This window comes from Mycobacterium sp. SMC-4 (assembly GCF_025263265.1).
Lineage (GTDB): Bacteria > Actinomycetota > Actinomycetes > Mycobacteriales > Mycobacteriaceae > Mycobacterium.
In genome coordinates this window covers 1,964,419-1,984,176 of record NZ_CP079869.1, presented here as the reverse complement: position 1 = coordinate 1,984,176, position 19,758 = coordinate 1,964,419, and the positions used below count along the sequence as shown (strand labels likewise).

16 protein-coding genes and 1 pseudogene are annotated in these 19,758 nt (G+C 62.8%); 5 read left to right on the top strand and 12 right to left on the bottom strand.

Annotation, left to right across the window (positions count from 1 at the left end; all coding sequences use genetic code 11):
* Window positions 1-86: 86 nt before the first annotated feature.
* Window positions 87-1,283 (bottom strand): cytochrome P450, encoded by a 1,197-nt coding sequence (locus KXD98_RS09570; RefSeq protein ID WP_260763655.1) that lies wholly within the window; start codon window positions 1,281-1,283, stop codon window positions 87-89.
* A 10-nt stretch (window positions 1,284-1,293) separates the two neighbouring features.
* A complete protein-coding gene (locus KXD98_RS09565; RefSeq protein ID WP_260763654.1) occupies window positions 1,294-2,082 on the bottom strand; it encodes a spirocyclase AveC family protein in 789 nt (262 codons plus the stop codon).
* A 259-nt stretch (window positions 2,083-2,341) separates the two neighbouring features.
* Between KXD98_RS09565 and KXD98_RS28520 the strand changes: the two genes are divergently transcribed.
* On the top strand, window positions 2,342-2,455 hold the full coding sequence (locus tag KXD98_RS28520) for a TetR family transcriptional regulator (protein ID WP_396882799.1): 114 nt from the start codon (window positions 2,342-2,344) through the stop codon (window positions 2,453-2,455).
* Between the two features lie 248 nt (window positions 2,456-2,703).
* On the opposite strand, the gene KXD98_RS09555 is transcribed toward KXD98_RS28520, so the two are convergent.
* Window positions 2,704-3,999, bottom strand: a complete 1,296-nt coding sequence (locus tag KXD98_RS09555; protein WP_260763652.1) for an amidohydrolase family protein — start codon at window positions 3,997-3,999, stop codon at window positions 2,704-2,706.
* 410 nt (window positions 4,000-4,409) lie between these two features.
* On the opposite strand from KXD98_RS09555, the gene KXD98_RS09545 reads away from it, so the two are divergent.
* A complete protein-coding gene (locus tag KXD98_RS09545) occupies window positions 4,410-5,048 on the top strand; it encodes a TetR/AcrR family transcriptional regulator (protein WP_260763646.1) in 639 nt (212 codons plus the stop codon).
* A gap of 179 nt (window positions 5,049-5,227) precedes the next feature.
* Here KXD98_RS09545 and KXD98_RS09540 read toward each other — a convergent pair whose 3' ends face one another.
* A complete protein-coding gene (locus KXD98_RS09540; protein WP_260763644.1) occupies window positions 5,228-6,445 on the bottom strand; it encodes a CaiB/BaiF CoA-transferase family protein in 1,218 nt (405 codons plus the stop codon).
* A gap of 88 nt (window positions 6,446-6,533) precedes the next feature.
* Window positions 6,534-7,400 (bottom strand): hypothetical protein, encoded by an 867-nt coding sequence (locus tag KXD98_RS09535; RefSeq protein WP_260763642.1) that lies wholly within the window; start codon window positions 7,398-7,400, stop codon window positions 6,534-6,536.
* A gap of 405 nt (window positions 7,401-7,805) precedes the next feature.
* Between KXD98_RS09535 and KXD98_RS09530 the strand changes: the two genes are divergently transcribed.
* Complete coding sequence (locus KXD98_RS09530) at window positions 7,806-8,687, top strand: mycofactocin-coupled SDR family oxidoreductase (RefSeq protein WP_260763640.1); 882 nt, start codon at window positions 7,806-7,808, stop codon at window positions 8,685-8,687.
* Window positions 8,688-8,787: 100 nt separating this feature from the next.
* Here KXD98_RS09530 and KXD98_RS09525 read toward each other — a convergent pair whose 3' ends face one another.
* The 7 genes from KXD98_RS09525 to KXD98_RS09495 form a co-directional block, all read right to left on the bottom strand.
* The gene (locus KXD98_RS09525; RefSeq protein WP_260763637.1) at window positions 8,788-10,638 is read right to left on the bottom strand and encodes an NAD(P)/FAD-dependent oxidoreductase; all 1,851 of its coding nucleotides are present in this window, start codon (window positions 10,636-10,638) and stop codon (window positions 8,788-8,790) included.
* Window positions 10,635-11,915, bottom strand: coding sequence for a cytochrome P450 (locus tag KXD98_RS09520; RefSeq protein ID WP_260763635.1), 1,281 nt, complete (start codon window positions 11,913-11,915; stop codon window positions 10,635-10,637). Before KXD98_RS09520 ends, KXD98_RS09525 begins: the two co-directional genes overlap by 4 nt.
* A gap of 55 nt (window positions 11,916-11,970) precedes the next feature.
* A complete protein-coding gene (locus tag KXD98_RS09515; protein ID WP_260763633.1) occupies window positions 11,971-13,551 on the bottom strand; it encodes an AMP-binding protein in 1,581 nt (526 codons plus the stop codon).
* Window positions 13,552-13,592: 41 nt separating this feature from the next.
* A complete protein-coding gene (locus KXD98_RS09510) occupies window positions 13,593-13,961 on the bottom strand; it encodes a nuclear transport factor 2 family protein (RefSeq protein WP_260763632.1) in 369 nt (122 codons plus the stop codon).
* A gap of 50 nt (window positions 13,962-14,011) precedes the next feature.
* Entirely contained in the window at window positions 14,012-14,776 is a 765-nt protein-coding gene (locus tag KXD98_RS09505; RefSeq protein WP_260763629.1) for an enoyl-CoA hydratase/isomerase family protein, read from the bottom strand.
* A 137-nt stretch (window positions 14,777-14,913) separates the two neighbouring features.
* Window positions 14,914-16,086 (bottom strand): acyl-CoA dehydrogenase family protein, encoded by a 1,173-nt coding sequence (locus KXD98_RS09500; protein WP_260763627.1) that lies wholly within the window; start codon window positions 16,084-16,086, stop codon window positions 14,914-14,916.
* Window positions 16,070-17,068 (bottom strand): acyl-CoA dehydrogenase family protein, encoded by a 999-nt coding sequence (locus tag KXD98_RS09495; RefSeq protein WP_260763607.1) that lies wholly within the window; start codon window positions 17,066-17,068, stop codon window positions 16,070-16,072. Before KXD98_RS09495 ends, KXD98_RS09500 begins: the two co-directional genes overlap by 17 nt.
* Window positions 17,069-17,321: 253 nt before the next feature.
* On the opposite strand from KXD98_RS09495, the gene KXD98_RS09490 reads away from it, so the two are divergent.
* Window positions 17,322-18,521, top strand: a complete 1,200-nt coding sequence (locus KXD98_RS09490) for a MaoC family dehydratase N-terminal domain-containing protein (RefSeq protein WP_260763606.1) — start codon at window positions 17,322-17,324, stop codon at window positions 18,519-18,521.
* A 15-nt stretch (window positions 18,522-18,536) separates the two neighbouring features.
* Window positions 18,537-19,733: pseudogene (locus KXD98_RS09485) on the top strand (AMP-binding protein); the annotation flags it as partial.
* Between the last annotated feature and the right edge of the window lie 25 nt (window positions 19,734-19,758).

Here is a 19,758-nt window from a genome sequence, read left to right as displayed (position 1 = left end):
TGCCCGAACGGCGCACACCTTCACAGCAGTCCTTCCGACTCCGCGCCGGGGACGAAAGTCCCTAGTGTCGGCTCAGGTCGCAGTCATCAGCCGGTCCGGACCGGCATCCGGGACCAGCCCCGCACACTGGATGTCCGGGCCCGTACTGCGTTGTCATAGTCGACGTCCCAGTCGCTCCATCTCTTCAGGACCTCCTCAAAGGCGACTCTGGCCTCCAGCCGGGCCAGCGCCGAGCCCAGGCAGAAGTGGATGCCCTGCCCGAAGCTCAGGTGCCCGCCGGTGCGATGGATGTCGTACCGGTCCGGGTCGATGTACCGGGTGTCGTCACGGTTGGCGGATCCGTTGAGCAGCAGCATGTACGAGCCTTCGGTGATCGTCTGTCCGTAGAGCTCCACGTCGTGGGCGACGTAGCGGGCCTGTACCGGCGACGGCGGCTCGAAGCGCAGCGTCTCCTCGACGGCCATCGGGATCAGTGCCGGGTCGGCGACCAATTCGCGCCGCTGATCGGGGTGCCGGCCCAGCAGCTCGCCCATGAAGCCGATCAACCGGGCGGTCGTCTCGCCGCCGGCGCCGGCGATCATCGCGGTGTAGGCGAGGACCTCGGTGCGTTCGAGCTGGCGGCGTCTGCCGTCGGATTCCTCGATCTCGGCGTTGAGCAACTCGGTCATCAGGTCATCGGAGGGGTGGGTGGCGCGCCATTCGATGTATTCGGCGAACAGCGCCATGGACTCGGCGAACACCGTCGCGCTGACGTCGGCGACATCGTCGCCGACGGTGATGCTCTGGTCGGTGCGCTCGCGGATCTTCTCCTGACCCTCTTCCGGGATGCCGAGCAGGTAGCCGATGGTGCGCATCGGCATGACGGCCCCCAAATCGGCCACGAAGTCGAATCCGTCACCGTCGATGAGTGGATCCAGTGCGCGCGAACAGAATCCGCGCACCAGGTCCTCGACGGCGAGCATCCTGCGCGGGGTGAAGACCCGGGACAGCAGACGCCGGTGCAGATCGTGCAGTGGAGGGTCCTCGAACAACAGGATGCCGGGCGGCACCTCGATTCCGTTGAACAGGATGTCGGCGGTGGTGCCCTTCCCGGAACGGTAGGTTTCCCAGTCCGGAAGCGCCTTGGCCACATCGTCGTAGCGGCTCAGCGCGTAGAAGTTGTACGTGTCGTTGTGATACAGCGGCGCTTCTTCGCGCATGCGCCGCCACACCGGGTACGGATCGTCGTCGATCGCGTGATCGAACGGGTCGTAGTACACCTCGGCGGTGCGATTGGCCGGCATGGGATACCCCTTACCTCGGTTGGTTTTCGATGCCTGGGAAGAGTTGCTCGGATGGCCCCTCGGTCACATATCCGCCCAGCTTGGTCGCAAGATGCGGCGCGAACACCGCGCCGTACATCAGATGTCCGACCACCACCACAGCAGCCACCGACAACAGCGAGGAACCCACCTTGGTCGACGACCGCTTGTCCGACCACACCTCGATGACGTTGCGACCCTGTCCGTCGACCCGCCCGAGCAGGTAGGTGAACACCATCATCTGCAGGCCCATCGCGACGGCGTCGTAGACCGGGTACTGGAACCTGCTGCCCTGGAACAACGCCAAACCGTCGATTACGTAGCCGTAGTAGAAGACCCCCAGACGGGGTCCGAAGAAGCCGTTGAACAGCAGTGCCCAGCAGAACCCGACCAGGAAACCGACGACCAGCAGCGTCTGTGGCCGGCGCCAGCCGAATTGACTGATCACTTTGCGCCCGAGCGCCGCGCCGATGACCGCGGGCAACACGAAGTAGGCGATATAGCCGATGGGCACCGCCGACGGCAGTCCGCCACCCCAGGTCATGTTCATCGGCCACCACGACGGCATCCGCGGCAGCTCCGGGGGGAACTGCGCGTACATGGCCCAGTCGTAGGGCGCTTCGATCCACGAGAACGAGATCGCCGAGATCGACACCAGCAGCAGCGGATGCAGGCGGCCGCGGCGGATGCTCAGGTAGACACCGAGGGCCAGGAACAGGATCCCGCCGACGTAGGCGAAGGACAGACCGGCGATCAGGGCCGGTGACAGTTCACCGTTCACGTTTTCTCGCCTCCGGGTCGAAGTAGAGCACCAGTCCGACGACGAGTGCGGCCAATCCGGCTAGCGACCCGACCATGATCAACGCTCCCACGCCCGTTCCTTCCATCGTTCGACACCGTGTAATAGTGCACACTATTACACGGTGTCGGTCAAGGTCCGACGATGTTGAACTCCGGCGCACCAATGAAGTTCGCTGCCCCAACACCGCGCCACCGAGGCGAGCACCCGCTGTCGACCTCTCGGTGAAGCACGTCGGTTATTGCTTGATGCCGCTCGTAACCTGTTCGCGCGCAGGGACTATCGCGCTACGACCACTGGGGAGATCGCCGAGGCCGCCGAGGGCAGCGAGATAGCCCGGGCAGGCAGCACGTGATGGACCGGTTCGGTCACGCTGGCCAGCCCGGTGGCGAGTGGGAATCTGATCGCCGTATTGACGGTGTAGTCGACTCCGGCGCTTATGTCAGAACGTCCTAGGTCTCGACATCGATCAGGTCGGGCTGGCGCGCGCAACGTCTCGTACGAATGCCATTGCGTTGGCGGGTCGACCGCCACGTCAGCCCCGCGGCATGGTTGCGGTGGCGTGCCCAACCCATGGCCCGTCACAGAGCTGATGGTCTGTCCCTAGTCCTTGTTTCCGGTGAGTTCCTTGGCGTTGGCGGCGAAGTCGGCGAACGTCGCACCGGTCTTCTCCTTGTTGGACAGGGCCTGAATCGACACATCATGGCCCTCGGCAGCCTTGCGCAACGCCCCCACAGTGGCCTGCTCGCGCGAAATGTGGGTGAACGGGTCCCAGTGATACCAACGCATGGCGTTCTGGTAGGTCATCTTGTCGATCTCGTCATCGGGGACGTTGTTGGCGGTGAGGACTTCGTCGAGTTGTTCGGGGGCCCCGGGCCACATCGAGTCGCTGTGGGGGTAGTCGGCCTCCCAGCAGATGTTGTCGACCCCGATCTGATGCCGAGTAGTGACCCCGACCGGATCAGCGATGAAACAGGTCAGGAAATGCTCCCGGAACACCTCGCTGGGCAGTTTGCCGCCGAAGTCCTGACCGGTCCAGGTCGAATGCATCTCATAGGTGCGGTCCACCCGCTCCAGGAAATACGGAATCCAACCCGTCCCACCCTCACTCAACGCGATCTTCAGATCCGGGTACTCCTTGATCGGACGCGACCACAACAAATCCGCGGCCGCCTGCACGATATTCATCGGCTGCAACGTGATCATCACATCCATCGGCGCATCCGGGGCGGTGATCGCCAACCGCCCCGAGGACCCGATATGCACATTGAGCACCGTGTCGGTATCGACCAGCGCATCCCACATCGGCTTCCAATGCTCGAAATCGTGGAAACTCGGATAGCCCATCGCCGCCGGATTCTCGGTGAACGTCAACGAATGCACCCCACGATCGGCGTTACGCCGAATCTCGGCCGCACACGCCTGGGGATCCCAGATCACCGGCAACGTCATCGGAATGAACCGCGCCGGATAGGCCCCGCACCACTCCTCGACATGCCAATCGTTGTAGGCCTGCACCAACGCCAACGAAAACTCCGCGTCCTCGGTGGCGAACAACCGCCCCGCGAAACCCGGAAACGACGGGAAACACATCGACCCCAAAATCCCGCCGGCGTTCATATCCTTGACCCGCTCATCAACCTGCCAACACCCCGGCCGGATCTCATCGAGCCCCTGCGGCTCCAGCCCGTACTCCTCCTTCGGACGACCCGCCACCGCATTCAACGCCACATTCGGAATCACCACATCGCGGAACTGCCAGGTATCCGACCCATCCGGGTTATGCACCAACCGCGGCGCCTCATCCAAATACTTCTTCGACAAATGGTTCTTGAACATGTCCGGCGGCTCAACAATGTGATCATCCACACTGATCAAAATCATGTCGTCCTTGTTCATGACCGTTCCCTTCATTGGTCGGCGGCCAGATTGGTGACCGCAGAGGCACACTGACGCGCAATGGTCGTGGTGCGCATGGGATGTCGCAGCACACAATCAACCAAAATAGTGTCTACTATTACACCGATAGTAGAGGACGTTGATCCGCATGGCTAGGTCCGGCGCAACACCTCGGAGTGTTTGGTGACCACGGGCAGTCGTGCCCAACCCGAGACGCTGGAGGTCCGTTCCCGCACCGCGGAGCCACGGTCGACGATCCCAATAGGTCCACCTTCTAAGAACCGCTTCGAAGGTCGCTCGTGCCTCCAATCGCGCCAACGCCGATCCGAGACAACGTGCCCTCCTGTGCACTGTTGAATAGTGGACGCTATTAAAGCGCGACGGTCAAGATACGACTATCGTCAGTCCCCATGCCGCAGCGTGTGTCGTCGAAGGGGTCGCCCACCCGGCGCCCGCGTGGTACGGCGCGCATGCTCCTGCTAGAGGCGGCGCGAGAACTGTTCGCTCGCCAGGACTATCGCCGCACCACCACCCGCGAAATCGCAGAGGCTGCCGGCGTTAGCGAGTACCTCGTGTTTCGCCACTTCGGATCGAAGGCCGGGATGTTCCGCGAAGCGCTGGTTCTGCCGTTCACCGATGTCGTCGACGAGTTCGGCAAGACGTGGCAGACCGTCATTCCCGAGGAGACCGACGAGGCACAGCTCGCCACGCAGTTCGTCGGCGAGCTCTATGACGTGCTGGTGCGGCATCGGGGCCTGCTACTGACCCTCGTGGCGTCGGACGGACTCAGCGAGGAGGAGATCGAGAGCGCGGGCATCGCCGACATCCGGCGCACACTGACAGTCCTTGGTCGCATCAGCAGGGAAGGAATGCGCATTCGTGGAATGCGGTCAAGCCACCCTGACCTGCCGGCCCACTCGACGGTGGCGATGATCGTGGGAATGGTCGCGCTGCGCTCGACTTTCTACGGTCCAGAGGCGCCCTCCCGCGAGGCGATTGTCGATGAACTGGTACAAGCCATTCTCCACGGCTTCCTGCACCGTCCGTAATCTACGTCACCGGTAACCAAATACTTGTTCTGAAGTACCTTCAGGGTTGATCGTCGACCCCGAGGAGGCTCCCGGTGTACGACGCCGATTCACCTAGCGAACAGCAATTTCGCGGCTGGGACGCCGATTTCACCCGGCGGATGATCGACGCCGCGCTGCGTTCTCCAATCTAGCGGGCCTCAGAGCACAGCGCCCTGCTCCTTATACTGCTCGATCTTCTCCCACGGCACACCGGCTTCGAGCAGAACCTCCTCGGTGTGCTGGCCGTGCTCGGGGGCTCCCGTGGGAACGACATGAGCCTCGTCGAACTGAACGGGGTTGGTCGGCACCACGAAGGGTGCGCCGTTCATGGCCCGCACGTCGGGGATGTAGCCATTGGCCACCACGGCGGGGTCGGACCGGAGTTCACTCGGCTTCTGGAGCACACTCCACGCTCCCGACAGGGGCGCGAGAACCTCGCGCCATTCGTCAACCGAGCGGGCGGCGAACTCCTCGTCGAGAATGTCGATCAGCTCACCGCGGTTCTCGAATCGCGCATGTCCCTGCGCGAACCGTGGGTCACTCACCAGGTCCGACCGCCCGATCACGGTCATGAACTCGGGGTAGAACTTGTCGCCCTGCAACATCATCAGCGTGATAAACCGGCCGTCTTTCGTCTTGTACGTGCTGGTCAGTGGATTGGGCATCTCACGATGGGAGAAGTTGGGCATCGGGTCTCCGCCGTAGAGCATCGACGCGGTCACCCCGGGACTCATCGACCACGCGGCCAGGCCCAGAAGCGACACATCGACGATCGAGGTCTCGCCGGAGTTCTTCCGTTTGTAGAGCGCCGTGGCGATTCCGCCGGCGATGGTCAGCCCTCCGAGAAGGTCGCCGAACGCCGGAGTCTGCATGACCGGTTCGGGCAAGTCCCGGGTGAACGCATCACAGATTCCGCCGCGCGACCAGAAGGACACTCCGTCGTAACCCGCTTTGTCGACATCTGGCCCTTGCGGGCCGTATCCCGATCCACGCACATAGATGATGTCGGGGTTGACTGCCCTGATGTCGTCGACATCGATCCGGAATCGCTTGCGCCGGTGCGGGAGATAGCTGGTCAGGAAGACATCGCAGGTTTTCGCGAGCTCATGCACGACTTCTTGCCCGCCGCTGGTCGTCATATCGATACCGATCGACTTCTTTCCCCGGTTGGGCACTTCGATCATGTAGTTCACACCGTCGGCGCCGCCGGGGATCAATCCCATGGTGACCAGGCCCCGCTGCGGATCACCACCCTCACGGGGTTCGATCTTGATGACCTCGGCTCCCCATTCAGCCAGCACCGCGCCCGCAGCAGGTACGAAAGTCCATGCGGCCGCCTCGAGTACGCGAATTCCGGCCAGGGGTTTGTCACTCATCGATCACCAGTCCTCACTTCGAGTAATCCGCGCGTATTTCGTCGCGGTCCTTGCGCTGCAGATATCGACCGTCACCGACTTCGGCCGCTCAGACGAGAACGTCGAAGATCGCGGCTGCTGTGGTGATGGGTTTGTCGTCGTTGCCCTCGTCATGCAGGAGCATGCGCACTCCGACCCGACCGTCCCGGCCGGGGTGCGCTGTCCCCTCCACCCGGAACGGTCCGATCTTGCCGCGCGCCATGAACATCACATGCCAACTCACAACCTGGAGCTTTCGGGTGCCCACCGCGGCCGCCGCAAGATCGGTTGCCGCCGTTTCCAATACGACGTGTTGTGGACCGATGTGGAGTGCGGCGTCCGGCGAGGCAAGCTCGGCACTCAGCGGTGGTAGCACCCAGTGTCCATCGGCCCGCAGCGAAGCGCCGAATGCCTGCCACAACGGGGGTAAGGTGGCGGAATCCTGAATCTCCAGCTCGGTGCCGGAGACATCCATTCTGCCCAACCCTTCGGGCGGAACTCCGATGACGGCGCCCTGCCCCTCGTTGAACGCGATCACCTTCTCCGGATTGTCGGCATCGACGATCACGCACCGGCCGTACCCCATCGTCCGGCCTTGATGGATGTTCCCCGATCCGACGATCTCGATGCGCGTGACATCGAACCCGGGATCGACGATCTGCACCGATGCGATGACGGGATTGGGCACGGCAACGAGATCGGTCTGGCACCCCTCGGGCGACGAGATGGCCAAGGGCGCCACCATGATCCCGCCGGCCTCGTTGCGCATATCGCACCGAATCGCCACGGTGTTGTCAATGTCTCCGGTGTTCATCTCGGAGTGGTGGCGGCCGATGTAGCGATAGCTCAGCAGCCCGGTCCACCGCCGATAGAGCTCCTCGCGGTAGGCATCGGCATCGCCGCTCAGTTCCCGGATGTCCCGCAATTGCTCAGACACGCGCAGATCCTTCCAGTCGATCGCGCCGCAGAGCCGGCCGGTCACACGATATCGACGAATCATGCTGTTTCGCTTGACTGATCGACGAAGCGCTCCGCTCTCCGCCACCTCCCGGGCGCCACAGCCACCGCTGCACTGTGCTACTGCACAGGTACGTACTGGGGACTGTACAACCCAACCGGGCGACTGTACAGATCGACCAATGTCGGTGCGGGATCGGCGACAAGCCGCCGCCATCGACACGCACCGAGACGCCAGCGACGGATCCGCAGTCGCTTCGAGTCCACTTTCGGCCGACGCAGTCGAAGTCTCGCCCGGTCGGGGCTTGCCGAAGAACCGCCCCGGCCTATAGAGTTCGGAACAAATATTTGGGCGTCGGCGCAGCTGGCGATGTCAGGAGGTTGGATGTCTGGTCGGCTCGAGGGAAAAGTCGCTTTCATCACCGGCGCAGCCCGTGGTCAAGGTCGCGCCCACGCAATCGCGATGGCCAGGGAGGGCGCCGACATCATCGCGATCGACATCTGTCGCGACATCCCGTCGAATCCTTACCCGCTGGCCACACCTGACGATCTGGCGGAAACTGAACGGTCAGTGAAGGAAACAGGGCGTCGGGTCGTTGCCCGTGTGGCTGATGTCCGAGAGCGTCACGAGCTTCGGGAAGCCGTCGAAGCGGGGTTGGCCGACCTGGGCAGGATTGACATCGTGTTGGCCAACGCGGGCATTCTCCCCATGGCCATGGGGCGTCAACCCGATGCCGCGTGGTTCGTCGATGCGACCGACGTCGACCTGCTCGGGGTCATGAACACCGTCGCGGTGTCGCTCCCACACCTTCCAGACGGTTCATCGGTCATCATCACCGGGTCGACCGCGGGCATGATTCGGGGCACCACCGATAGCCCAGACATGGGTCCCGGTGGACGGGGTTACGGTTGGAGCAAGCGCACACTCATCGAGTACGTCGAGGAGATGTCATTGGTCCTGGCCGACCGCATGATTCGCGTCAATGCGATCCACCCGACGAACTGCAATACCCGTCTCCTGCAGAACGACGGCATGTACAACATGTTCCGTCCGGATCTCACCCAGCAAGGCAAGCAGGCCACACGGGAGGATGCGGAGCCGCTCTTCACGATCTTCCAGGCGATGCCGATTCCGTACGTCGAGCCCGAGGACATCGCCAATCTCGGCGTCTTTCTCGCCAGCGAGGAGAGTCGTTACATCACCGGTCAGCAGATCCGGGTCGATGCCGGTTCGTTGCTGAGGTGGCCCAACGGCCCCGGTGGTTAAAGGGAAGGGTTACCGAGGGGTCTGCGAAACGCCCGGGTGAATCACCCGGGCGTTTCGCGTGCCTACACGTCGGTGGGGACCGGCGTGCCGGCTGATCGACTCAGCTTTCCGTTCTCAGTCCTGCGAGGCTGTCGTCGGACCGCCAGTCTTCTAGCAGCTTCTCGAACGCGTAGTACCCCAAGCCGTATGTCTCGCCCGTATAGGTCCTGGGCCGCAGTTCGCCGGACTCGTCGGCGATTTCCTGCCCGTCGTTGTTGAAATAACCTGGCGTGCACTCCCGAATGAAGGCGGAGGTGTCGACGGCCACTTCCCGGACGTGGCGGACGTAGGCATCCTGGGCCTCGAGGCTCGGCTCGACGACGCGCGCACCGCGGTGCACAACCTGGCTGATGATCCACGCAATATGGCGACCCTGGTTGTTGAATGTCTCGGTGGTCGACGCGTTGAAGCCACCCTGGAAGAAGCCGATATAGAACTGATTTGGGAAACTGTGCGTCATGACCCCGTGTAGCGTGCGGAATTCGTGCTTCCACTGATCGTAGAGCGACACGCCTCCGCGGCCGCAGATCTTCTCGATTCCCCACCTTCGTCGAAGGTCACTGGTGACCTCGAAGCCACTGGCGAAGATCAAGCAGTCGATGTCGTACTCGGTGGATTCGTGGATGAACCCGCGGCTGGTGATCCTCTCAACGCCACGCGTCCGCGACACATCGAGTAGCGTGACATTCGGCCTGTTGAAAGCTGGGTAGAACTCGTCGCTTGAGGCTGGGCGCTTACACATGTGTCGGTACCACGGCTTCAGAATCGCCGCCGTCTCTGGGTCTTTCACCGTAGCGTCGACACGGCGCCGCAAACGCTCCATGACTTGATAGTCCATCACCTCTCGGCGGGCGAGGAACTCTTCGGGTGACGCCGGCCAGCCCACCTGTTCGAACTCGGCCGACAGATTGCGGTTGATCTCGGTCCAGATGTCGCAGATGCCATCAGCCTCGCCGGGCGCCAGACCGTCAATCGCAGCATGGTGGAAGTTGATCTGTCGTTCTCGTTGCCAACCGGGCTTCAGCGAAGCCAGCCATGCAGGGTCGGTCGGCGTGTTGTGGCGCTCGTCGACGGTGGACGCAGTCCGTTGAAGGACGTACAACTGCTTGGCATACCGGGCCAGGTACGGCACCGCCTGGATCGCGGAGGCACCGGTTCCGACGATCGCCACCCGCTTGTCGACGAGCTTATCCAGAACCGGGGATTCCTGGCTGCCTCCGGTGTATCCATAATCCCAACGCGCGGTGTGGAAGACCTTGCCGCCGAAGTCGTCCAGCCCAGCCACGCGTGGGACCTTCGGGGTATTGATCGGCCCAAGTGCCATGACCACGAAACGCGCTCGCAAGTCGTCTCCGCGGTCGGTCTCGATGTGCCATCGCTTGCCGTTCTCGTCCCAATCGAGCCCGCTCACACACGTGTGAAACAGTGCACCGCGATAGAGGTCGAACTTCGTTGCGACGTCCTGGCAGTATCGACGTATCTCGAGTCCATCCGCGAACTTTCTGGAGGGGAAGAACTTCGTCTCTTCGAGGAGAGGGAGATAGCAGTAGGAGTCATTGTCACACGAGAGCCCGGGATATCGGTTCCAGTACCAGACCCCTCCGAAGTCGCCGGCCTGCTCGATGATTCGTACGTCGTCGACACCGGCCGCACGCAGATGATATGCGGCAAGGATCCCGGCCCAACCACCTCCGAGGACGGCAACGTCGAACTCGTCGCTGACCGGATCGCGCGACATCCGGGGCATGTGCGGATCGCCGTAGTCCACCGGTCCCGCCGCCTCGGCCGCCGGAGCATACTGCTCCTGACCGTCCGGGCGCAGCCGCACATCTCTCTCCCAGCGATACTTTTCGCGCAACGCGGTGATGTCCACGTCGTCCGGATCTGGTACATGCGAGGGTTCACACGTCATCGATCTGCGCCTTTGCTTTCCGGGGTGAAGGTCAGGGGAAGGCTCTCCATCGCCAGCAGCGCCGCGTTGGGGAGGTAGCGGATCTCGTCGACGGGTATGCCCAGACTGAGGTTCCGCAAGCGCCGGGCGGTCTGCCTGGCGGCAACCAGCAGCTGCATTCGGGCAAGAGATACGCCCAGGCACAGATGCACACCGGCGCCGAACGTCAAGCTCTTTCGAAGGTTGACCCGGCTCGGATCGAACTGGCGCGGACATTCGAAAACCGACTCGTCGTCATTGGCAGAGGCGAAGAGCACCAACAGGTGCGCACCCTTCGGCAGCTCGGTACCCCCAAGCGTCACCGCTTCGGTGGTCACCCGGGACAGCGCTCGCACCGGTGGGTCGAGACGCAACAATTCTTCGATGAAGCGGCCCATGCCGGCGTCGTCGTCGGCAGTGTCGTAGAAGTGAGTGGCGATGCCGGCATCGGTGGCCACATGGAAGAGGATGTTTGCGAACGCCGTCGACATCGAGTCATGGGTGTTGATGAGGAGTGCCCGCGCGGTGGCAACCAGCTCTTCAAAGCTCAGCGGTTCCTCTTCCTGCGTTTCGGCCCTGATGATGTCGGACAACATATCGTCCTCGGGACTGTCCATGCGTCTACGAACGAGCGCTATCAGGTAGTTCTGCATCTCTGCGAGCTCGTGGGCAGCTCGCAGCATGTCTTCTCGGGTGTTCGTAAGGCTGAACTGGGACAGATAGGCACTACCCCACTTCTTGATGGTGCTCATGTCGAGATCGTCGACCTGGAGTTGCTGCATGCTGAACGCGATCGCCATCGGAAGTGCCAGTTCATGCAAACCGTCGACGTTCCCCCGCCCGCTGAAGCCGTCGATGAGGTCGTCGACGATCTTCTGGAATTGCGGCTCGAGAGAGCGCATCCGCTTTCTGCTGAACGCCTGCGACAGGAGCCGACGAACCCGGGTGTGGCGCGGCGGATCGATGTTGGCAACGTCGGGGAAAAAACCGCCCCCGTGCCGTTGCAGGACTTCTTTCACCGCGTCGAGGTGCCCATGTGCCATCTGCTGGTAGTAGCCGAGCTCCTGGGAAAACACGACGGGATCGCGCATGACGGCGGTCAGGTCCTCATGCCTTGACACCAGGTACATCCCGAGGTCCTTTTCGAAGTGGACGGGAGCCTCGTAGCGCAGCGTGCGGTAGTACGCAAACGGCTTCTGCTGGATGGCGGGGTCGACGAAAGACGCATCGTCCAACGAGTCCAGTCGCTCAACGCTCACTGGGCAATCGGACTGCGTCGCTGGTCCTTCTGTCGTCACAAGCTGTACCCTTCATTCATCGTGTATCGGCACCCGCGCGCGTACGCACGAATGATTGCTTCTTGCCATCCCACGTGTCGGGACCTACGCCCCGGCGACGCAGATCAGCCTTGATAACACGAAGTGTCGCCTGCGTTTTCGGAAGGATGTCGACAAACTCTATGTAGCGGGGAACCATGAAGCGGGCCATTCGACTACGCAGATCCGCGTACAGTTCTTTCGCGCTGATCGTCGATCCCTGCCGTTTCACGGCGAACAGCATCACCTCGTCTTCGGCGTCGCCGGCGGGCACCGCAACCGCGGCACACTCGAGGATCTCCGGGTTACGTAGCACGTCGGCTTCGACCTCGAATGACGAGATGTTCTCACCACGGCGACGGATGGCGTCCTTGAGGCGGTCGACGAAGATGTAATCACCGTCTTCGGTACGCATGAGCGCATCGCCGGTGTGAAACCATCCGTTGCGCCACGCGGCGGCCGTCGCGGCGTCGTTGTTCAGGTATCCCGCATTCATCACCCACGGCACCGCGGAGCGCACCACACACTCCCCCACCGTTCCGTCGGGTACCTCGTAGTCGTTCGAATCGACCAGGCGGACTTCGAAACCGGGATAACCGCTCCGCAGCCGGCCCACCGTGCGTGAGTCCGTGGGATTCCAGCCCGACCGGATGGCCACCCCACCCTCGGTGCTGTTGTACACGGTGCAGATGCGGACGCCGAAGCGCTCGCTGAACTGTTGATAGCTCGAGCCCAGTGGCGCCATGAACAGGTTCTTCAGCGTCGTCGGCCCGGAGGGACTCTCTGAGTCGCGCAGGAGCACCTCGGCCATTGACCCGACGAGCATGCCGGTCGTGATCCCGAACGTCGTGACATCGTCCCAGAAGCTGATCAACGCGAAGCGTGACCGCATGACGACCTGACCGCCGACCATCGCCGCGTTGTAGGGAATCGACTTCGAACCAAAGTGGGCGTGGGATGTCGTGCAATAGAAGACGTCCTCGGGCGTGAGATCCTCGATGGGAAATGTGCCCGTGTTGATGGAGTGCAATTGACCCCACGGCAATCGCACCGCTTTCGAGGGTCCGGTGGTTCCGGATGTATATGTGATGCAGGCGATGTCGTGAAACTGCGGCACGCTCATCAGGTCGTGGGCGGATGCGATGTCGGGCCGCAGATCGCCGGGTCGGGTTACGCCGGGCAGCAGGGAATTGTTGCCGGAATCGAATTCGCCACCGTCGAGCACCAACACGCGCTTGACTCCGCGCAGATCCGCGGCCACGGCCTCGACGACGCCGACATGCTGGGGCGCGATCACCAGCAGTTCGGGGGCACAGTTGTTGATCGCGTATGCCAGCATGCGCCCACGGAACTCCGGGTTTGTGGCCGCATCGATGGCACCGATGCTGGCGAGCCCTAGCCAGATGGCCACTGAGTCCAGACCCGCATCGAGGACCGTCACGACGACGTCGCCTCGCTGGACACCGAGCGCGAGGAAGCGTGCCGCCCACTCGGCGGTCAACGAATGCAGGTGACCCCACGTCGCCGACGGGCCGTCCACGGTTCGGATGAACGTCACGTCGGGGTGCTCTTCGGCCATCCGGTTTACGATGGCGGGCAGCGTTTCCGCCGACGTCGACGTCACGCGTACTTCCAGAATGCCCGCATTTTCGAGATTTTTCCCCGCTCGTCAAACGTGAAGTGGTCGACAAGAGGGCCGACGTGCTGCATCGCGCCCTCGCGGGTCACCACACCCTGCAGGATCGCGATGGCCTCGTTGCCGCACACGATGATGTCGCGCTCAAGCCACAACTTCATCGGGGAAAGGTCGGAAACCAGCTTCCAAAAATCCGTTCGAAGGCTTTCGATCCCTGTGTAGGTGTCCACTCCTACCGGGTCCTCCAGGACGGTGTCATCAGCCCACAGGGCTAGCCACCCCTCCTTGTCGTGGTTGCTCAGCGTGTCGCAGTGGGCGTTGATCGCTGCGACGATGGCATTGGCGTCCGGCATTTTTGGGGTTCCCTTCTCACAGTGACGTTTGTGATCGCACTCGAAGCTGTCTAGACTTTGCTCAACTCATCGTCCCATCCTGTATCACGTTCCTGCACAGCGGCTTTGACTCCCTTTTCGTAGATCAGCCGCAGGTGGCGCTCTTTGGCGACTGCTGCTTGAGCACTGGGGGCGTATGGAACCCGGCCCACATCGACCATCGCCGACAGTCCCGCGGCCTCGTAGATGCGGTGCGTACCACGTTTGTTCGCCACCAGGTCGTCGGTCTGCATCCGCGCGATCTGTTGAGCAAAGCGCATCGCCTCGTGCTCCTCCTCACCGAGTGCGACCACGCGGTTGACGTAGAACAGCCGATGGGCGGTCTCGGCGTCCAGCCACCCACCTGTCATCCACAAATGCTTCATGACGCGAATCGGAAAGTGGAACGGCATGAGGGCATAGGGACCGTACGGTGCGCCGACGCCGACCCGAGATTCCTCCCAACTGAACCGCGAATTCTCGGCGGCCACAACGACATCTGCCGCCAAGAGGAAGGTGTTGGCGTGAGGTCCGACGAACCCTTTGGCGGCAACGACGAGGCCCTTGGTGAAACGCCATGGAGGTAACAGGTCGCCTGTGTGGACCCAGTACTTGTCCTCGATCGTCGCGGGCTCCTGGCCCCCGACTGTTTCCGCGGCAACCTGGGAGATATCGTGACCGGAGGAGAAGTTCGGGCCTTCCGCCGTCAACACGACACACCTGATGTCGTCGATGCGGTCGCAATCGGCGAGGACCGAGTAGAACTCCTTTTCCATCGTGCTGTTGATGGCGTTCATCTTCTCGGGTCGGTTCAGACGTACGGAGACGATGCTCGACTGCCGTTGCACCTTGAGGCACGTCATGTCAGACCAATCAGATTCAGGCACAGTGGATCTCCTGTTCGCTTGCCTGGTATTCGGCCATCATCACGGTCTCAGGATCGAGGTAGTCCGAGAACGTGCTGGGCGATGACGTTGCGCTGGATCTCAGATGTCCCTCCGGCAATGGTGGCGGCGATACCGCGGGTGTAGCGCTCGAAACTGCTCGCGAAGTATTCGTCGAAGTTCATGTGTTCGTACCGGCCGGTCACGGGATGCAGCAGGCCCGTGATGCCCGCCGTCGCCAGCAGGACGTCGGCGGCGCGCTGTTCCGCCTCGGAGCCGAACAGTTTGAGCACCGACACCGAGGCCGTGTCCGCCTCGCCGCGGGCCGCGCGGGCCAGGGCTGCTGATCCCATTGCCCGCAGAGCGTGGTAGTCCATGATCATCGAGGCGTACTGGTCGCACTCGACCGATGTGCTCGGCCGGCAGTCCGCGATCAAGTTGTCGATGCGGTCGGCGAACAGCAGCCACATCATGGTCCGCTCGTGTCCCAGAGACCCGTTGGCGACCCGCCAGCCTTGGTTGAGCTCGCCGACCAGGTTGTCCGCCGGTACTCGGACGTCGGCGAAGAAGACCTCGTTGAAGTCGAGGCGATCCTGACCGGCGACGTCGGCGAACGGACGGCACACCAGGCCATCACTGCTCGTGGGAATGATCAGCGCGGAGATGCCCTTGTGTTTGGGAGCTTCCGGGTCGGTGCGCACGAATGTCAGGAGGAAGTCGGCGTGGTGCGCGCCCGATGTCCACACCTTCTGACCGTTGACGACGAACTCGTCGCCGTCCCGGACGGCCTTGGTGCTCAGCGAGGCCAGATCGGATCCCGCGTTCGGTTCGCTCATTCCCAGCGACGCCGTCATCTCCCCGCGCAGCACCGGAATCGCCCATCGCCGCTTCTGTTCGTCACTACCGAATGCGATCAGCGACGTGGCGACGATGTTGACGCCCTGGGGGTTGAAACTGTGATAGATCCTGCGCCTGCACAGCTCGTCGAGGTGCACGAATTGCTGCAGGACAGTGGCATTGCGGCCCCCGAACTCCGGTGGCTGGGCGGGGAGCAGCCAGCCGTTGTCGAACAGAAGGCGTTGCCAGTCCCTTGCCCACTGCGGCATGTGCGAGACCGATTGCGGACGCTCGTGCGTCTCCGACTCGGCCGGGAGATGCTCGTCCAGGAACGCCGAGAACTCGGCACGGAAAGTCTCGACGTCGTCGTCAAAAGTCAGCTGCACGGTACTCCCTTGCGATGACTGCGCGATGCTCTGCTGCTCCACCGAGCATCACTTCACCCGCCCGTGCGCGCTTGACCGCGAACTGCAGGTCGTTCTCCCACGTGAGCCCCATGGCTCCGAAACATTGCATGCCGTTCCTGACGACATCCGACTGCGCTTCTCCCGCCGCAGCTTTCGCCATCCGCGAGGTCAGGGCGCGCCGTGGATCATCAACGGCGATGGTCAGGGCGGCGAAGTAGGACAGCGCACGTGCCCGTTCGATCGCCACATGCATGTCAGCGGCTTTGTGCTGAATGGCTTGGAAGGAACCGATGGGAACCCCGAACTGACGGCGTTCTCTGACATGGTGGAGCACCATATCGAGAATCCGTTGGCAGGCACCCACCGTGTGGATCGCCATGCCGGTGCGGGCGATGTGCGTGGCGCGTTCCGTGTCGACGACGTTCCGGTTCTCGTCAGCCACCTCGACTCCGTCGAAGATCACGTCAGCGACGTGCAGCACTGGATCGAACACACCCGCCCGGCGCGTCGTCACTTGATCGTCGGCCACCATGAAGACGCCGGCGGCGGTGACGACCGCGAAGCGTTGCGCCCGGTCCGCGTCGAGGACGAAACGCGCAACGCCGTCGAGCGCCCATCCGGCACCTCTGCGATGTGCGGAAACGCCCTCATAGACAGCGGCGCCTGACCTCTGCGGATCGAAGTGCCGTCCCGCCAGGGGTGCGAACTGCGTGGTGGTGGCGAGGAACGGAGTGGGGTCGGTCGCTCGGCCGAGCTCTTCGACCGCGAGTGCGAGTTCGACGAAACTCTCCGCGCCGGAAAGTTCTGTCCAACCTTGATCGCAGTACCACTGCCACAGGGCGTCGCCGCTCTCCTCACCTTGGGCAACACGCCGCACGAGAGATGGCGGGCACTGTTTGGCCAGAGCATCCTCGACTGTCTGCCGCCAGAAACGCTGGTCGTCGTCGAGCTCTAGTAGCACTGCGCTCCAATCTCCTCGACTGCAGCGAGAATACTGTTCTCATTCTGCGAAAGTCAACGTTGACAAATCTTGACAATACTCATGAGCTAATAACAGCATCCATGATTGACAGGACGCGGAGATCGAGGACGGCGCAGCGCTCGTGGAGCACGCCGGCGGCCGTGGCGCGACGAGCTGTGAGTGCTACGTCGGTGCACGGACCCAGTGGCGCCCGAGCTTCGCGCCCAGGCCACGCCGAGCTCGAGGAGACACCATGACCAGCACATCCAGCCCGGGGACATCGCGGGTCGAACTCGACCTGTCGGACGTCGACCACCGAGTCGGCAAGCCTGTCGGCGGCGGTCAGCTGTGGGATCCGTGCAGCTCGTCGGACATCCGCCGGTGGGTGATGGCCATGGACTACCCGAACCCCATCCACTGGAACGAAACGTTCGCGCGTTCATCGAAGTTCGGCGGAATCATCGCGCCGCAGTCCATCGCGGTCGCGCTCGACTACGGTCACGGTGCGGGGCCCGCCTGCGTCGGACACATACCGAACAGCCACCTCATCTTCGGTGGCGAGGAGTGGTGGTTTTACGGCTGCCCAGTCCGCCCGGGGGACAAACTGTTCCAGGAACGGCGTTTCCACGACTACAAGGTGGTGGAGACCAAATTCGCCGGGCCCACCATGTTCTCGCGCGGCGATACCACTCACCGGAACCAACACGGTGTTCTGGTGGCCCGTGAGAGATCCACGGCGATCCGTTACCTCTACGAGGAGGCAGCCAAACGGGGCATGTTCGAAAGTCAGCTCGGGGACATCAAGCGGTGGTCGGCACAGGAGCTCGACGAGATCGACAAAGTTCGCCGCGACTGGCTGGAGTCCAACCGGCTCGGAATATCGCCGCACTTCGATGAGGTGAAGGTCGGCGACACACTGCCCCGCCGGGTCATCGGACCGCACAGTATCGCCACCTTCACCACCGAGTACCGAGCGTTCGTTTTCAACATCTGGGGTGGTTTCGAATGGGTGGCACCCCCCGACATCGAGGATCCGTGGGTCTATCAGGATCCGGGCTTCGGGAAGGATTTCGCCTTCGATGAGGAGGACGCCTTCATCGACCCCCGCAAGCGAGATGGGCTCTATCTGGGACCGTCGCGGGGCCACATCGATGCCGAGAGGGCGTCTGAAGTGGGGATGGCACGCGCGTACGGGTATGGCGCGACAATGGGCGCCTGGTGCACCGACTATCTCGCGTTCTGGGCCGGCCATGACGGGATGGTCCGCCACAGTAAAGCCGATTTCCGCGGACCCGCCTTCGAAGGTGACGTCACGTATTTCGATGCCGAGATCGTCGGCAAGGAGTACGACTCACCCTGGGGGGTCCCCGTCGTGCAGGTCAGGCTCCACCTGACCAACCAGAACGGCGAGGAGTTGGTCAAGTGCGTGGCCGAAATCGAGCTCCCGGCATAAGCAGAAGCATCCGCCATGAACACTGAAGCGAGCGAAACGCTTTCGCTGGTCTCCGGTCCACCGTTGAGCGATGAGCCGGGGCTCGGCTCCCTCACCTTACCGGGATTCCTCCGTGATGTGACCACGATGTACCGCGACCGCGAGGCTTTGGTGTTCAGCGCCGAGGGCACCCCCGCCCGATGGTCATACGACGAGCTGTGGAACCGGGCCGTCGATGTTGCGCGCGCTCTGCGTGCGGTCGGGATCGGCAAGGACGCCCGCGTCGGCGTCCTGATGACCAACCGGCCGGAATGGTTGTCGGCGTTCTTCGGCATCTCACTGGCGGGCGGCGTCGCGGTGACGCTGAGCACCTTCTCCACCGCCGCAGAGCTCGAGTACCTACTCAACGCCTCGAGCGTCGCCGTGTTGTTGTTCGAGCGGCGCGTGCTCAAGACCGACTTCACCGCTGTCCTTTGCGAACTGGCACCTGAAATCGCCACAGCCGACCCCGGTGCTCTGCAGTGTGAGACGTTGCCGTACCTGCGCCACCTCGCGACCGTCGGCGATGCGACGCCGGGCATCGACTCCTGGGATGCCTTCGTCGCCCGTGGCCACGACCAACCGCATCAGTTGATCCATGCGACCGCCGGGGCAACGCGACCCAGCGATGTCGGCGTGCTGTTCTTCTCCTCGGGCACCACGAGCAAGCCGAAGGGTATCCTCAGCGCTCACCGGGGTGTCACCATTCAGATGTGGCGCTTCCGCAGGGTGTGCCACTTCGGGCCCGACGATCACCTCCGCTGCTGGTCGGCGAACGGCTATTTCTGGTCGGGCAACTTCGTCATGTCCCTGGGCGCCACACTGGCCGCCGGTGGATGCCTGGTCCTGCAGCCCACATTCGATGCGGTCGAGGCACTCGAGTTGATGGCTGCCGAACGGGTCAATTATCCCTTCGCATGGCCCCATCAGTGGGCACAGGTCGAGTCCGCGCCCAACTGGCACTCCGTTGACCTCAGCTGCATGAGGTTCGCCGACGTCAAGACTCCGATAGCACGTCACCCAACTGTCACCCATGAGTGGCATCTTCCCGATCACGCCTACGGCAACACCGAAACCTTCACGATCTCAACCATTTTCGAGTACGGTACACCGGATGAGGTCCACCGCGGCAGTTGGGGTATTCCGCTTCCGGGTGTCACGCTCAAGATCGTCGACCCGATCGGCGACACGGTGCTCCCGCGCGGCGAAATGGGCGAGA